The 16,499-nt window shown below is 42.8% G+C and carries 13 protein-coding genes and 1 pseudogene; all 14 read left to right on the forward strand.

The window, feature by feature from the left end:
• Positions 1-176 precede the first annotated feature (176 nt).
• The 14 genes and pseudogenes from MHB43_RS13390 to MHB43_RS13455 all read left to right on the forward strand — a co-directional run bounded on the left by MHB43_RS13390 (position 177) and on the right by MHB43_RS13455 (position 16,386).
• On the forward strand, positions 177-1,175 hold the full coding sequence (locus MHB43_RS13390) for an ABC transporter substrate-binding protein (protein WP_221824964.1): 999 nt from the start codon (positions 177-179) through the stop codon (positions 1,173-1,175).
• A 288-nt stretch (positions 1,176-1,463) separates the two neighbouring features.
• Positions 1,464-2,942, forward strand: a complete 1,479-nt coding sequence (locus MHB43_RS13395; RefSeq protein WP_221824962.1) for an AraC family transcriptional regulator — start codon at positions 1,464-1,466, stop codon at positions 2,940-2,942.
• A 508-nt stretch (positions 2,943-3,450) separates the two neighbouring features.
• Positions 3,451-3,765: pseudogene (locus tag MHB43_RS13400) on the forward strand (VOC family protein); the annotation flags it as partial.
• 557 nt (positions 3,766-4,322) lie between these two features.
• Positions 4,323-5,447 (forward strand): dimethylarginine dimethylaminohydrolase family protein, encoded by a 1,125-nt coding sequence (locus tag MHB43_RS13405; protein ID WP_221824958.1) that lies wholly within the window; start codon positions 4,323-4,325, stop codon positions 5,445-5,447.
• Positions 5,448-5,473: 26 nt separating this feature from the next.
• Complete coding sequence (locus tag MHB43_RS13410; RefSeq protein WP_221824957.1) at positions 5,474-6,169, forward strand: response regulator transcription factor; 696 nt, start codon at positions 5,474-5,476, stop codon at positions 6,167-6,169.
• The gene (locus MHB43_RS13415; RefSeq protein ID WP_221824954.1) at positions 6,156-7,472 is read left to right on the forward strand and encodes a sensor histidine kinase KdpD; all 1,317 of its coding nucleotides are present in this window, start codon (positions 6,156-6,158) and stop codon (positions 7,470-7,472) included. Before MHB43_RS13410 ends, MHB43_RS13415 begins: the two co-directional genes overlap by 14 nt.
• 10 nt (positions 7,473-7,482) lie before the next feature.
• Positions 7,483-7,662, forward strand: coding sequence for a YolD-like family protein (locus MHB43_RS13420; protein WP_221824952.1), 180 nt, complete (start codon positions 7,483-7,485; stop codon positions 7,660-7,662).
• A gap of 375 nt (positions 7,663-8,037) precedes the next feature.
• Positions 8,038-8,355: a hypothetical protein gene (locus tag MHB43_RS13425; RefSeq protein ID WP_221824950.1), complete on the forward strand. Its 318-nt coding sequence runs from the start codon at positions 8,038-8,040 to the stop codon at positions 8,353-8,355.
• Positions 8,356-8,523: 168 nt separating this feature from the next.
• Entirely contained in the window at positions 8,524-9,618 is a 1,095-nt protein-coding gene (locus MHB43_RS13430; protein ID WP_221824948.1) for a fibronectin type III domain-containing protein, read from the forward strand.
• A 260-nt stretch (positions 9,619-9,878) separates the two neighbouring features.
• Positions 9,879-12,239, forward strand: a complete 2,361-nt coding sequence (locus MHB43_RS13435) for a putative PEP-binding protein (protein WP_405132101.1) — start codon at positions 9,879-9,881, stop codon at positions 12,237-12,239.
• Between the two features lie 115 nt (positions 12,240-12,354).
• The gene (locus MHB43_RS13440) at positions 12,355-14,292 is read left to right on the forward strand and encodes an LTA synthase family protein (protein WP_405132102.1); all 1,938 of its coding nucleotides are present in this window, start codon (positions 12,355-12,357) and stop codon (positions 14,290-14,292) included.
• A gap of 235 nt (positions 14,293-14,527) precedes the next feature.
• Complete coding sequence (locus MHB43_RS13445) at positions 14,528-15,535, forward strand: LLM class flavin-dependent oxidoreductase (protein ID WP_405132103.1); 1,008 nt, start codon at positions 14,528-14,530, stop codon at positions 15,533-15,535.
• A gap of 99 nt (positions 15,536-15,634) precedes the next feature.
• A complete protein-coding gene (locus tag MHB43_RS13450) occupies positions 15,635-15,967 on the forward strand; it encodes a metallophosphoesterase family protein (protein WP_405132104.1) in 333 nt (110 codons plus the stop codon).
• Positions 15,919-16,386, forward strand: coding sequence for a serine/threonine protein phosphatase (locus MHB43_RS13455; RefSeq protein WP_405132105.1), 468 nt, complete (start codon positions 15,919-15,921; stop codon positions 16,384-16,386). The genes MHB43_RS13450 and MHB43_RS13455 overlap by 49 nt, the downstream gene beginning before the upstream one ends.
• The last annotated feature ends 113 nt before the right edge of the window (positions 16,387-16,499 follow it).

The following is a 16,499-nucleotide window of genomic DNA, read 5'->3' on the forward strand; positions in this document are numbered from 1 at the left end:
GCGGGGGAGGACCACAGGGTTGTTTCGTTTGTATAAAAAAACAGCATCAAATGTACATTGTGGGTCGACTGAGGCATAAGGTACAATTCACCTAAGCAATCGATGAGAATGATAATCATTATATGTGAAATATTCTCACGGTTACATCAACAGATCACATAGGGGTGAAGGGTAACATGGTAGGTTTAGTTAAAGGTTTCAAAGGGTGGATGATTACATTACTGCTCATGGGTCTGGTTATTTCAGGATGTAGTACAAATACCGCTACGGATGCGGAACAGACTCCTGCAACTGAAAGTGCAGCCTCTGGAGAAAATACTACTGAAACCGAAACAGAGCCTACTACACGGGTTGTACAGGATGAATTTGGAGATGTGACAATTCCGGTTCAGCCACAGCGGATTGCTGGAATATATGTGGAAGATTATCTGAAGGCGCTCGATATTAACCCTGTAGTGCAGTGGTATAATCCGATGTGGGGTGTACAGGATTATTTAGGACTGGATGTTCCTCAATTTGATACCACAGGGAGCATTGAAGCTTTGTTGGAATATGATCCGGATCTCATCATTGTAGATGGTGGGGTAGATATGGAGAAATATGAGATGTACTCCAAGGTGGCACCGACGTATCGTCTGCCTGAGAGCGTACTGCAGGATTCGAACCAAATTTTGAAAACCATTGCCGATGTTGTAGGTAAACCGGACAAGGGTGAAGAAGTTGCTGCGGCATTTGAGGCTAAGATTGCAGATGCTAAGGCGAAGCTGCAGGAAGCGGTTGGAGACGAGACGGTCGCAGTTGTCCGGCTGAATGTTAACGATGACACACTGGCTTTGTTCGGTGTGAAGAATCGATTTACCGGATTTATTTATTCCGAGCTTGGTCTAACACCTCATCCTCTGGTTAGCAAGATGGAAGAATACCAGGAAATTCTGTCTGAGGAGGCCGTGCCGCAACTTGATGCAGATCATCTTATTGTTTTCCCTTCCAATGGTGAATGGTCTTCTCCTGAGAACAAGGAAGCCTTGAAGGTACTTGACAGCAAATTGTGGAAATCTCTTCCGGCCGTTAAGAACAATCAGGTATATATAATGGAAAGATCACATTGGCAATCAGGTGCGATTACAGCGAATTCCATGAAAATTGATGATCTCTTGGAAAAAATGACTCCATAAGTATAATCTCATAAAGAAAGTTCTTCAGCCAGGGTTGAAGAGCTTTCTTTTTTCGTATACACTATTTTAAATGATAATAATTCTCAGTTAAGGACGATGAACATGTGCCACACCATAATACAACTTATCCCCAAGCCCTGGCTATGCTCACTTCAGCATATGGAATACGTAGATCACCATAAGTCTCATATTGATAAACGTTTGTTATACAGAATGTCGTCTTCACACGCCATATTTGTTGTAACGTCTGGGAAGGGGTCAATAGTTTGCTCAGATCGGGAATCTCATTTGGAAAAAGGAATGATTATGTTTGTTCCGGCTGGAACATCCGTTAAAATAGAAGGTTCGCCTTGGACAGAAAGTGAATTGCAGTATTATAAGCTTGATCTGATGGTGGGTGAGTTAAGCGAAGAGACTTCGAACGCTTTGTCTAGAAGAAACACGGAGGAGCGGCAGGAACTTTCACAAAGTCCAGTTTCTCCAACATTATTACCTCTTATGCAACTCAGTTACATCCCGTGGAGTACCTGTCTGGAAGCCTTGGAACAAATACTGCGTCAACAGGTCACTGGCGATTGGCTGGATCAATGGGAGGTACAGCTTCGTTTCCAGGAGTGGTTCCGTGCCTTGCTTCGCCAGAGTGCCCCCGAAACAGAAGTACCCGATGACCGTGCCCGTCTTCAAAGTTCAATTCGTTATATTGGCGACCACTATGATCAGACGATAACTGTGGATGAGCTCGCAGCAGATATTGGTCTAACAAGAGCCAGCTACACTCGGCAATTCAAAAAAATTACGGGTAAGCTCCCGCTTGAATATGTAAATGCGGTTCGGCTGGAGCGCTCGAAGCAACTATTGCAGCTCACGGATGATCGCATCCATGAAATTGCACAGAATGTGGGATTTAGCAGCGAGTATTATTTTGGTCGTCGGTTCAAGCAATATGCTGGTATTTCACCTGGGTTATACCGCCGTCATCACCGTCAAGAGGTTCGTGTCTTTGCTCCGTATCTGGAGGACTTTGTGTTGGCTCTTGGCGTAAAACCTGTACTGCAATGCTCCCATCATTCTTGGGGGAGACAGCAATATTTGGGGTTGGATGATGTACCCGAATTTGATGTAAGCCAGCAGGATGCTCAATTTAATGTGGGCAACATACCTGACTTTATCATGCTGGACAAGGGATTTGATCGATGGAATCTGGACCGCTTTGAGCAGGTAGCACCTACATTTTACGTAGAACATCTGGGAGAAGATTGGCGCTCCATTCTGAGATCGACAGCTGATGTGTTGGGGAAGGTGAATCGGGTTCAAGATGTAATTGGTGCGTATGAGGACAAGGCAATGGAAGGTAAGAGTCGGTTATCACGTTATATGCGTGGCCAGACTGTAGCTTTTTTACGCATATCCGCTTCGGATATTACTCTCTATGGGGATCAGCAGGGCTACGTCGGACCTGTAATTTATCAGGATCTTGGACTGACTCCACACTCCCGTGTGCAGCAATGGACAAGACACGAGCGGAGGATTTTCATTGGATTGGATCAGTTAAGTCAGCTTCATGCGGATCACTTGTTGATTACATTTGACACTGGAAACTCGGCCAAACCTGGAGATGAGCGCGAACTGCTCGAAAGGGATGAATGGAAATGTCTGCCTGCGGTGAAGAGTGGCAATGTGTATGAGGTGGATTTTATGAGCTGGATGAACTACGGTGTGATCTCTCATGGGAAGAAAATCGACGATATACTGCGGTATATGGGTTAAATGATGCAATATCTGAGAGATGTGTTAATTTGTAGTAGCGATGGCTGTCATTAGCGTTCCGTCAGTATGTTCACTGAAACCACCAGTTCCTATAAGCATAACTTCCTGTATTTCCTCATTGGAGTTTAATACATCAACCATACTTAAGTCATCATTGAAAGTATATTGGAAAGTTCTTATATCGCTCTCTTGTGACTTAGTTAAATCTAGTCTGGTTATACCTAAACCATTTAACCGCTCTTATCCGTAGGGCTCATAGTTAAATTCTTGATCCAGAAGAGAAGGAAGCAATCGATATTCGGTTTATTAAAGGGTATACCCGAAAGGAAACCATTCTCTTTATGAGAAGGGTGTGGCAGCCAGTACCGTGGAGGCTGCAATAGCGGCATATGACTGGTGTGTTCCTCATCTCGTCTTTTCCAATTCTCAGCAAAAGCAAAACAGCTGATGGGCCAACCGGGAGGCAGTCGAGCAAAGGGGAACTCCTGATAGAGTTTCTGGCTATGCTCCTTATCCTGACTATCCGCTTCCTGAAGAAGCCAAAAATTTAGTTATGCTCTTAAGACTTAATATTGATGGAAGCAATGTAATGTTCTCTGATGTTTATCAAGGTTCGCCATTTATTGCTGGAAATAATATAAGCCTTTCCTTAGTTAATGCTGACATGGATGGAATTAAAGCTGCATTCGATAAACTTAAAGTAGGCTGCACTGTAGTCATGGAGCTTCAAGAAACCTTTTGGTCCAAATTATACGGTGGCTTAACAGATAAATTCGGGATTACTTGGCAGTTTAGTTACGATGATGGTTCCACGAACATGTAATTTTAAATATACACGGAACAAATATTAAAGGATATAGAACTTTTCTTAGTTAAGAAAAGAGTCTATATCCTTTTTGATTGTTGAAACAGACATATATATTTAAGCTTCAACTTAGCTCAATTGAAATTAATTCATACAGAGCGTTCACATTACATCCAATTGTGTCGGCGATAGATATTGCGATTTTAAGAGGCATGATTCGCTTCTTATCTATAAATTATGTAATGCGCTCGGGCTTATAAAATAAGAGCTGTGCAAGTTCATCTATGTTCATGCCACGACTGAAGAAGATTGAAGGAGAGGGATAATTGTGGCACTAAAGATGCACTAAAGATTAGAATCCGAAAGCATCGGTAAAAGAGGACGCTATTGGCATAACACCCACAGTATCTTTTTTGTTTGTTAATATTAGTAAGAAAGTTATAAGTTCCATTAGAAACAATATATCCGAATCTCATCTGCTTAAATTAAAATAGTATGCCTTCATAAACTGTTAAGAATTGCTCTCTATAATTCAAACTGTAAGCATTAAAACAAATTATTAGGAGGGCATTAATATGAAAAAAAAGAGATTGAAGTGGGTTGGATCAACAGCATTATCACTTGTACTGGTAACTAGCATATTACCAGTGGCAGGGGCGACTGGTGTGTCTAAAGTTAATAGAGTTACGGAAGTGAATGGAACTGTGACTACAAAAAGTGAGAAAAACAATGTATATGTAGAGAGTGAATTCGCTACGCTAAAAAGAGTTGTATTGACACAATCTGAAGCTTTTATGCACTTCAATTTTGATGATTTTCCAGAAGGAGACATGCCTATGCCTGAAGGAGGCATGTCTATAATGAATACGGATCCGGCAGAGGCACAGAAAAAGTGGGAGAAAGAGCGTGAAGACCTTAAAAAGGTTCTTGAAAAATACGGTGTTGAGGTTCAACGTCCACGCCTTTTAAATGAAAAAGAAAAACAACTAGGGGCTGTGAAAGATGGCATTACAGGTGGAGAAGGAGTAACTAATTTCTTTGTGAGAGATCCATTCTTCACAATCGGAAATCATCTAATTGAAGGTTCATTTAAATCGGCTTACCGGAGACTTGAGGTTTTACCTGTTAGAAGTATTCTGGATAAGGAAGCAGCCCAAAATAACGTTCCGCATGTAGCTGTCCCACAACCAGACGTTTCTAAAGGAATCAACTCTGCTGCCGGTCCTTACCTTGAAGGTGGAGATATCCTCGTGTATGGAAAGACTGTATTCGTCGGTAATTCTGGTCTAGCTTCAAACAAAGCCGGTATTGATTGGCTCAGAAACTATTTGACACCATCAGGGTATAAGGTGGTTGAGGTGAAGCTAGAGCCTGGCACATTGCACCTGGATTGTGCTATCAGTTTTGTAAGAGATGGATTAATGATTGTTAGCATGGATTCGTTAGCCAATGGGCTCCCAGAAGAACTTAAAAATTGGGACAAAATCGAAGTGAGTTACAAGGATGCTCAAGATTTGGCGGTAAATGGATTGCCAATCAGTAGCAAAGTATATGTTACGGACATTGCATTCAAAAATACAATTGGAAAAGAGCTAGAGAAAAGAGGAATCAAAGTAGAATATGTTGATTACGAAATTTCTCGTTCTTTCGGCGGAGCTTTCCGTTGCAGTACACAGCCATTGCTTCGCACGGATAGTTAAAAGTTAAATCAAGTATGAGGTGAACTATGACAAGCCGGATTTTAGTAGTTGAAGATGATCAGGAGATTCGTGATCTATTACGTATGTCTCTTGTCCGTGAAGGTTATGAAGTAACAACGGCTAAAGATGGAGAACAGGGAATTGAATTAGTAAATGAGTCATTGGATTTGGTGATTCTGGATATTATGATGCCTGGAATAAACGGACTGGAGGCTTGTATACGAATCAGAGAACGATACAATGTTCCTATTCTTTTTCTAACTGCTAAATCCGGAACTTTGGACAAAACGGAAGGTTTGCTTGCTGGTGGAGATGATTACTTAACTAAACCTTTTTCTGAACAGGAGCTTCTGGCAAGAGTTATTGCTTTGTTGCGTAGGTATACGATTTATCAAGATAAAAAGGATTATGGCGAAACATTTCTTATCGGAGGACGTTTAAAAGTAAGTGAACAATTTAACGATGTATGGAAAGGCAGTCAGAAGATTGAGCTTTCCGATCTGGAGTACGGTCTACTAAAACTGTTGATGACCAGAAGAAATAAAATTTTCTCTGCCCAAAATATTTATGAGAGTATTTGGAAGGAACCTTATTTCTACAGTTCAAATAATACGGTAGTAGTACACATCCGAAAATTACGATTGAAAATCGAAGAAGATCCAGCAAAACCAGCGTATATCTTAACAGAATGGGGAAGAGGTTACCGTTTTGGCCACTCATAAACTTACTATATCTAAAAAGTTGACAATTTTAATAATTATTGCTCTCACCATAAGTGTTCTTTGTTTTTTACTTTTGCAGTCCATAAGCAATCGGGTTATGGATCATTATTTTACTTCTGATGAGCGTTTAAAGTCCGAATCTCAAGTTTACGTCCAAAAATTTTCAGAATATGTTTCAGCAAACGATCTGTCAACGACAGATCGTATTGCGTTTTCAGACTGGATTAAAAGTCAGAAGAGTAATTTATTTTTATACGTATTTCAGAACCAGGTGCTTCAATATGATTCCTTGTACCATGCTGATGACGAAGGAGCATATGGAAGTCAGCCTGAAACTGATTATGATCGACGGAACTCTTACACAGTACAATTTAAGGATGGGACAGGTAACGTTTCAATCTATGGATTTTATTTTTCCCACTACTATAATATGGCCTACATGCTTGAAATATTGCTGTCCGCAATGTTATTTATAACCATTGTTTTATTTGGAATACGTAGAGGAATCAAATATTTACGCACAATTAATAATGAAATTCATATCCTTGAAGGCGGCTCATTAGACTATTCTATAACGGTACGAGGGTATGATGAATTGGCGATGATTGCGGAAAGTATAGAGGAACTACGTAAAGCATTTTTAGGCAGGTTAGAAAGGATAGACAATTTGCAAAATGAGAGTAGAAATCTTGCAACCGAAATGTCTCATGATATGCGTACGCCACTGACATCTCTCATCATGTATTTAGAGTTTGCCCGTAATACACCAGAAGATTTATGTGTAGAAACAAGGTATCAAATCGAGAGTGCGTATCAAAAGGCTCTCCAACTTAAGAATCGTACAGACGATTTGTTTTCATATTTTTTATTAGATAAAGAGAGGGAGGCAGATTTAGTAACCCTTTCCGTTCGGGAATCAATTCATGATGTATTGTCAGATATTACAACTGTACTCAGAGCGGAAGGATTTCAGGTGCTTGTAAATGGTTCCCCTACGGATGTCATGATTACTGTAGATATGGAAAATATTGGACGTGTATTTGATAATTTTCTGTCAAACATACTGAAATATGCAGATCGAGAGCAGGATATTAATTTATTTACTTATATAGAAGATAATCATTTTGTGATTTGTGTAGAAAACAAATTAAAAATAAATAATGAATCTGTAGAAAGTTATAAATTGGGTGAAAAAATCATAGAAAAAGTTATGCATCGGATGCTAGGACAATTCTCTTCATCTGAAGATCAAGAGAATTACAAAATTATCTTGAAATTTAAAATAAGTCGAGCTTTTAAATAGCTGACTAAAATTGCATGTAACGTGTTTTCGTAGATCTATCACGTTGACTGTATTCAATTCGTTCGACGATGAAGAGATAAAGGGAGTCATCACATCAATTGACAAACCAAGCAAGAGAGTCAAAATTGAACGCGGCGAAGAAGATTACAGTTGGATTAAATTAGAGGAAATTATTACAGCCGGGAACTAAAAAAGTACTCTAGCCTTTAAGGCTAGAGTAACACAACTACAAAAATTACGAAAAAATAACAATCTCTGCGAATGCTGGTGAATTCATACGACTTTAAAGTATGATGAACCCGCTAAATAACAGTGAAAATCAGCCTAAACGATTCAAGGAAAATGCATGAGAATATAGATAGAACATGTCGTGGATGAACCATGATGTGATTTCTTATGGGAAGAAGATTGAGGATGTACTGAGATTTATGGCGTGTGGGGTGGGAGTTAAAACTACAAACTAGCTGGTTTCAATATTAAATTAAACTCGAAGAAATTAAAAAATATTCTACTAATCTGATTTACTGTATAATATAGGAAAAATGAACTGGAGAATAGACATCCTATGAAGAAAAAAATCTGGGCCTCACTTATAGTAGTAGCTGTTATTGGAATGGCCCCTGTTACAGCAATATCAACGACTGCGGTCGCCGAATCGCATGAAATTTTGGGTGAAGATCTTCCTGAAAGCTTACGATATGATTCTAACCATCCAGATATAATTTATGTGAAGGATTGTGGGGTCTTCGAGAAAGTTGATTCGAGTTTAGTAGATTACGGCGAAGAAGAAGTTGTGTTCGATGATTTACAAAAGGTAACAGATAAAACGAATGTAATTGTTGCTTATGATGCAACTTACGTTAAAAAAGGCGAATGGGAATAGGAAATTCATAAATTTACAATTTAGGAGCGCTAGGAAGATTTATATCCAATAATAAAATAAAATTTCGAGAATTTAGCTGAATTTTATAGATGAGCAAGTTTATGTTTAGACACATGAACCTATGTACACTAAAGTGAGTTTGTACATAAACACTTTAGGAGGATTCATGTGAAAACAACATTGTTTAAGAAAGTCGGATTATTGATTGGAGCATTAATTTTTGCTATCAGTTTCGCACCTAATTCAGGGGTACATGCTGCGGTAGATTATAGCGGAGGGCTCATGGATAAGATGTTAATGACACTCAGCGATACTGAAAGCAAGGGAAGTAAATCTACATATGCATTAACAGATAATAATGAAGCTACAAGCGCGATTATAGAAAAATGGAACACTCCATCTACAGCGGTTGATCATGCAGTTGGAATCTTTAATGGAACAGTTACAGCGAATGCTATCCGTGTAAAAGCAGATTTTGATGTTTCAATTGGATTATTCGATTCCACTGGAAAGGCAATTTTACCGACGTATTGGTACACAGTAAAAGCAAATCAGGCTGATGGAAGATTAATTTATCTTCCTACAACGTACAAAGGAATAGCAAAAGTTAACTTGTTTAATTATTCCAATACACGGACAGTCAGTGTATCCGAGTTTCAGCTGTATAATATGACACCTCCAGCTAATCCATTAGATCTCGCAGCATCTGCAGATGAATCATCCATTGGATTGACCTGGAATGAAGTAACGACAGCAACCAGTTACACGATTAAAAGATCCACTACGGCAAATGGGCCATATACAACATTGGCAACTGGAGTAACTAAGGCCAATTATACAGATTTAGATGTAACTCCAGGTACCACCTATTATTACGTAGTGACGGGTGTTAATCCTGTTGGAGAAAGTATTGACTCAAATGAAGCCTCGGCAATTATTGAGAGCAACGGTCAGGTTGATCCTGAACCAGAGCAACCAACCACACCAGAACCAGAAGAACCTGCAACTCCGGAACAACCAGAGGAACCATCCACTAACCGTGCCATTTTTGTCGTTACCATGACAACGGGCTTGGAGAAGGAATTCGACCTAAGCATGAAAGAAGTAAATGATTTCATCAACTGGTATGAAGCCAAGCAAGCTGGAAGTGGCAAGGCATCGTATGCGATAGATAAACACGACAACAACAAAGGGCCTTTTAAGAGTCGGAAGGATTATATCCTGTTTGATCGGGTGCTCACGTTTGAGGTAAGTGAATACTAAAAATGTGAAGTTCCTCCAGCTTAGCTGAAGGGGCTTCTTTGTTGTTTATTTTGATAAATGAGCCAATACAATTACCAAAAAGGCTAGTTTGATCTTATTTTAGTGTAGCGTTTACAAAAAAACTGGATAACGAGCACAAAATGCAAAAGCGAATGTCCTTGACTGAACGATTGCGACATACCATTAGAATGAAGGCTGATCTGTAACGCAGGGTTTGAAGTCTTCAAGCATAGCCATGAACGGCGGATGGGAGAACTGTAATGACAAAACGGGTAATTCTGTTGGAAGAAGGTACGGCAGAGATGAAAGGGCTAATGGGCAGTAAAGGGGCTGATCTTGCAGAGCTAATCCATGCAGGGTATTCTGTGCCGGCCGGATTTGTAGTCACTACGGAATGCTGTCGCGAGTTCTGTACCCGTCTTGGACATCTTTCCAATGAAGGAGAGAAAGAGATTATTAACGCGATCCGGCATCTGGAACAGCAAACCGGGAAGTTCTTCGGACACTCGGAGAACCCGCTACTACTCGCGGTACGTAAGGACCAGGATCGAGCCTCAGCAACTGCGACACTGCTCAATGTTGGTCTGAATGATGTTACTGTGGAAGGACTCGCACGTCAAACCGGTGATCGGTTGTATGCACTCCAATGTTATCTAGATTACTTAAAGGAATATGGACAGCTGGTATATGCAATTCCGTCTGAATCTTTCACAGAAATATCGAGTCACGTCAAGGGTCGGGATGAAACGGAACTTGAATTAAGCATTACCAAATTTAAATATTTAATTGAAGGGGAGGGGCGTAACCCTTTTCCTCAAGATGTTCAAATTCAATTCAAAGAAGCAGTACGTGCGGTATATCATTCACAGCGTATTATAGCATCCAGATCTCAGGACGAGATCGTGCGTAAACCATATTACATCTCTTCGGAGCAAAGCGCTCCTGTTCTTATACAGACGATGATGCATGGAACATGCGGAGAATCAAGCGGGACCGGAACAATATATACACGTAACCCACTGACAGGAGAGAGGGGAATTACTGGACAATACGTCATAACCGGGACCTACCATCAAACGGATCAAGGTCTAGAGCGGTTAAGAGATGACGAACCTGAGCTGTACACAAGTTTGCTGGAGATTGGAGACCAGTTGGAGACGCGTAATGGAGAAGTGCAGGAAATCACCTTTGTGATTGAATCCGGCGCGTTGTATGTTGTGCAGACCCAGCCCGCACGATTATCCTCCACAGCCACACTAAGGAGTACTGTATATTTTGTGCATGAAGGACTTATCACCAAAGAGGATGCACTGTTACGCATAGAGCCTGGGCATATCACGGAAGTGTTGGAGCAATACTACACAGATTCTAACAGCGAAGCGAGCAATGGACATCTGCCCATACAGATCCAGCCATTAGCTAATGATGAATGTCCAGCTTATAACAACTCAGGTCCACCTTTATCAGCAGATCTGCAACTACTGCTCGATTGGGCTGATGAAGTGAAAGAGCTGAAGGTACTGGCCAATGCTGATCGACCACAGGATGCCCTGAAAGCACGGCTACTGGGGGCAGAGGGGCTAGGTCTGTGCAGGACAGAGAACATGCTGTTATCACCTGCGCGGTTCCCATTTGTACAAAAAATGATCCTGGCAGACAGTGAATCCGAACGCAGGCGTGGTTTGGAGCGTCTGTTGCCGATGCAGCAGTCTGATTTTGAACAGATATTCGAAGCGATGGATGGATGCCCGGTAACGATAAGTTTGCTCGATTTGCCGTTACATGAACTACTACCGGATCTGGGAGTGTTGGAGAAACGACGTGAGTGGTTACAAGCAGAGGAGTGGCAGGAGCAAAAAGACCATCAGATTGAACTGGAGGAGCTGGAGCGCGTAATTCGCAGAGTCTGTGAATTGCATGAACATAATCCGACATTGGGGCAACAGGCTTGTCGGCTGAGTACAGTGTTCCCGGAAATCGTTGATATGCAGCTGGAAGCGATATTCCGCGCAGCGGTGAAAGGCATCCGGCAAGGCTGGTGGGTACGTCCCGAGATTATGATCCCGCAGATCGGTCATGTGCATGAACTTCAGGTTATGAGAGATCTGGTGGATCATGTGGCTGACCAAGTACTTGGTGAGGAGAAGCGGCATTGTCTCTATAGAGTGGGAGCGATGATCGAAGCTCCGAGAGCAGCGCTAACGGCGACTCACATTGCTCGCCAGGCAGACTTTTTCACGTTTGGCGCGGATGAGCTGACAGAGATGACATTTGGATATAGTCGCCAAGAAGCCGAGAAGCGATTCCTTCAACGTGATACGGACTCTCGTACGGTAACGAATAATCCATTCCATGTGCTGGACATCGAGGGAGTTGGACAACTGGTGGAGATGGCTGTAGTCCAAGGTCGAATTCGAAAACCTCATCTGAAGACAGGGATCTGTGGAAAAAATATTGTAGATCTGGAGTCGATTACGTTCTGCCACCGCATTGGTCTGGATTACGTAAGCTGTTTGCCTGAACAGATCCCTTATGCACGAATTGCTGCTGCACAAGCAGCCATTAAGGGACAGAGAGAGGGAGCGGACACGCAGAACACGGATATATCTACAATTGCGTAACGCTCACCCTGTCTTACACGGAACTTCCATGGAATAGCAACCAGAAAACTGTTATACTGAAATATGCGTTTTGTAAAATGAACGTAAAATTTCAGGGTAAGGGTTGAAGGCGACCATGTATAATTCCAAAAATGAACGAACTCCATCACGGACCTTATTCGCCGTGTTATTCATTCTTATGCTGTTGAAGCTGTCACTGCTGCGGTATTTCTTTTTCCAGGGTCTGTCCGGCATCGGTCTGTTAACTGACGCATTAGGCGCACTAACTGTGGTATGCCTGCTGGATCTGATCGTGCCCAAAGGCTGGAAGCGAGCAGTATACGGAGGATTCAATGTTCTGTTTTCTCTGGTGCTGTTCGCGGCTACGCTGTATAACGTTCATTTCAGTTCGGTACCCACCTATACTGTGCTTAGTGAACTGGGGCAAGTTGCTCAAGTGCGGGGAAGTATAGGGCCTCTTGTACGACCAACGCACTTTTTGTTTTTCGTAGACATTATCCTGGCGTTGCCAATATGGCTAATTATGCGAAGACGTTCAGCCGGGCGTAACCGCAACAGTTATCACGATAGCGGGTTGACGTTTGGCAGAATCCGGAGACGTTACTGGGGCAAGCTCGGCGTCGCGCTTACCGCCGCATTCTGCATCGTGCTGTCTGGCAGTTTTATTGTCAAAGGTGAAACAATTGATAATGAGTTGGTGCGAGCCGAGAATCTCGGTTTCCTGAACTATCAGGTATCGTCTGCCATTCTAACGAGCAAAGAGAATGAGGCCATTGCGAATGGTAACATTAACGAAACGATTGCCAAGATCAATGAGCTGGTTAGCCAGTATCCGTATCAGGATAAGCCAAGTGATGGTACAGCCGTGAAAGCCAAATATTTTGGTCAGGCCAAAGGTAGTAACCTGATTGTACTGCAACTGGAGTCCTTTCAGAATTTCCCGATTAATGCTTCATTAGACGGTCAGGAGTTAACACCGGTACTGAATGATCTGGCCAAAGAAAGCTATTATTTCTCTCATTTCTTCCAACAGATCGGACAGGGAAACACATCAGACGCGGAGTTCATGTCGAACACGTCTATCTATCCAACTGGCGTTGTTCCCATGTCAGCCGGGTATAGCGATCGTGATCTTCCAAGTCTACCCAAGGTACTGGCGGAAAAGGGATATGAGTCAGAGACGTTCCATGGGAATGACGTTACCTTCTGGAACCGGAACAAAATGTATCCGGCACTCGGATTCACTCGTTACTTCGACAAGCCCAGCTTCGAGAACGACAGATTCAATGACTTTGGACCATCGGATGAAGAGTTATATCGTGTAGGTGTGGAAAAAATGACTGCGCATCAGGCTGCGAATCAGCCGTTCTATGCTCAGTTCATTACGGCTTCAAGTCACTCGCCGTTTACGGTTCCAGCTGATCGTGCACGGATCACGATTCCTGCGACCATCACGAATAAACTGCTTCACGATTATCTGCAAGCGATCAACTATACGGACTACGCGGTCGGTCAGCTCATTGATGAGTTGAAAGCGAACGGATTATGGGATAACACAACGTTAGTGCTCTACGGGGACCACTTTGGTCTGCCTGCTGACGAAGAGATTACACAGCAAATCCAGGCGAATCTTGGCGTCCCTTATGACGGTAAAGTAAGTCGATTCAACATTCCGTTAATGATTCATACGCCGAAACAGACCAAAGGACAAGTGATTGAGCAGCCAGGCGGTCAGTTGGATATGTTGCCAACGATCATGAACCTGATGGGTGTCTCCCTTCAAGATGAGAAGTTTACTGCCTTCGGACATGATCTGCTCAACATGGACCACAATGCCTTCGGTATCCGGTATTACTTGCCGACGGGTTCATTTGTCAACGATGACATTATGTTTATCCCGGGTGCGGGCTTTGACGATGGAACAGCCTATTCGCTGAAGACTTACGAGACGGTAACGGATTTGGAACCGTATCGTTCCGATTATGAACATGTGCTCAGCTTGATGAAACTGTCTGACGAGTATGTGAAGTTGTTACCAAAACGTGCACCATAAATCAAAATTTCTGCAACAGGTCAGATCAAAAACGTCACCAGTTCAAAAGCTGGTGACGTTTTTTTGCATGTTTCTTGCACAAGTGTGGTAATAAAGAGAATAACTAAAGTTTGAAACTGTAATAATTAATGTTACAATGGAATGAGCAAGAATGAAGTGAGCAAAAGCGCGTAATATTCGCAGATCTCATATTCAAAGTACTTATGAACCTAACAGACGAGAGGATTGAATATAAATGAAACTGAGTGTACTTGAACATGGACATATCAACGAAGGACGAAATGTACAGGATACGTTGCAGGAAACCGTCAAACTCGCACAACATGCGGATCAATTGGGGTACTCCCGTTTCTGGATGTCGGAGCATCACGGTAGTGGTGCGCTGTCATTCTCCAGTCCTGAAGTTATGATTGCACATGTGGCTGCCCATACGGATCGAATTCGCGTAGGTTCCGGTGGCGTTATGCTACCTCATTATAGTGCCTACAAGGTTGCAGAGAATTTCCGTCTGCTGGAAGCTCTTCATCCGGGACGGATTGACCTTGGGATTGGCAGAGCGCCAGGAGGCATGCCGATTGCCAGCAGAGCGCTGAATGAGGGGAAATCTTCGAATGTACACTTCTTCCCCCAACAGATCGCGGATCTGGGCGGATATTTCCACGAGCAGTTGCCCGAAGATCATCGGTTTGCATCTCTGGTAGCCGGACCATCAGTTCCCACGGTACCAGAAGTGTGGTTGCTGGGTTCCAGCTCTGAAGGTGCAAGAATTGCTGCAGCGCAAGGGACGTCGTATGCGTTTGCCCAATTCTTCGGAACACCAGGCGGCGAAGAAGCGATGAAACATTACCGCAGACATTTCAAGCCGTCCATCCTGAATGACAAACCACATTCAATGATTGCTGTCTCGGCATTCTGCGCGGAGACAGAGGAAGAAGCTGCTGAACTTGCGCGCAGTAATGAACTTTTCTTCTTACGCCTTGGACGAGGTCTTGAACAAAGTTCATTCCCATCTCTGGAGACGGTGAACAACTATCCATTCACAGCGATGGAGATGGAACAGATCCGCCAGCGCCGTTCTTTTTCCATCGTGGGTACACCGGATCAGGTGAAAGACAAAATTACCGCAATGGCAGAACGCCATGAAGCAGATGAAGTCATTATTGCATCAGCAGTCCATTCGTTTGAAGCACGTCTGCGCTCATTCGGCTTGATTGCAGAAGCCTTTGGACTCAAGCAGGACTAATGCTGAGCAAGCGGGAATAACTACTCTAAACAGACTGGAATCTTGCTCTTGCAAGGTTCCGGTTATACTCTTGCGTGATCAGGGAGAGGAGAGATTCACATGCGCAGATGTGTCATTAGTGATATTCATGGCTGTTACGATGAATTTAATGCACTGCTTAAGCTTGCAGATTATAATCCGCAGCAGGATGAATTAATTTTACTCGGTGATTATGTGGATCGTGGTCCAAGCAGCAAACAGGTCATTGAACAGATTATGCAGCTTCAACAACAGCACCATATTATGGTGATCAAAGGTAATCACGATGCCATGATGGTCAAGGCGCTTACCCAGGATGTTGAGCAATATGATCAACACTGGATTCGTATGGCGGATTACAAACGATGGCAAGTTATCTGGACCTGGAGCTTACTTTTGATGAGCAACAGATAGATTGGGAAGCTTATGCTGAAGCTAAAAAGTGGATACGTACACACTATGAACACCATCTACGCTTTCTGGAACAGCTTCCGCTGGTGTACGAAATTCCGGGTTATATTTTTGTGCATGCCGGGATCAACCCGGATATCGAGGATTGGAGAAGCCAGTCCGAGCGGGACTTCATCTGGATTCGTGAATCATTCTATTCCAGACCAACGACGATTAGAGAGACGGTCGTATTTGGACACACCCCCGTGAAGCATTTGCATGATGAGACAGGCATTTGGTTTGACCCGAGCGGAGACAAAATTGGCATTGATGGTGGTTGTGCCTACGGAGCACAATTGAACCTGCTGGAGATTAGAGAAGACGGGAGTCTACAGACCCTTTTTGTACGGCAAGGGCAGAGCGCGGAAGAGCCTGAGATCTAATGTTTTCGTTGCTTATCAGAGTTTCATATGCTAATTTTTAAGGTTGTACGATGGAATAAACAGGATACATATCATATCGACTTGAGGGGTATGACCAAGTTTGGCTATTTTCA

The sequence above is a fragment of the Paenibacillus sp. FSL H8-0317 genome (genome assembly GCF_045040685.1).
Classification (GTDB): domain Bacteria; phylum Bacillota; class Bacilli; order Paenibacillales; family Paenibacillaceae; genus Paenibacillus.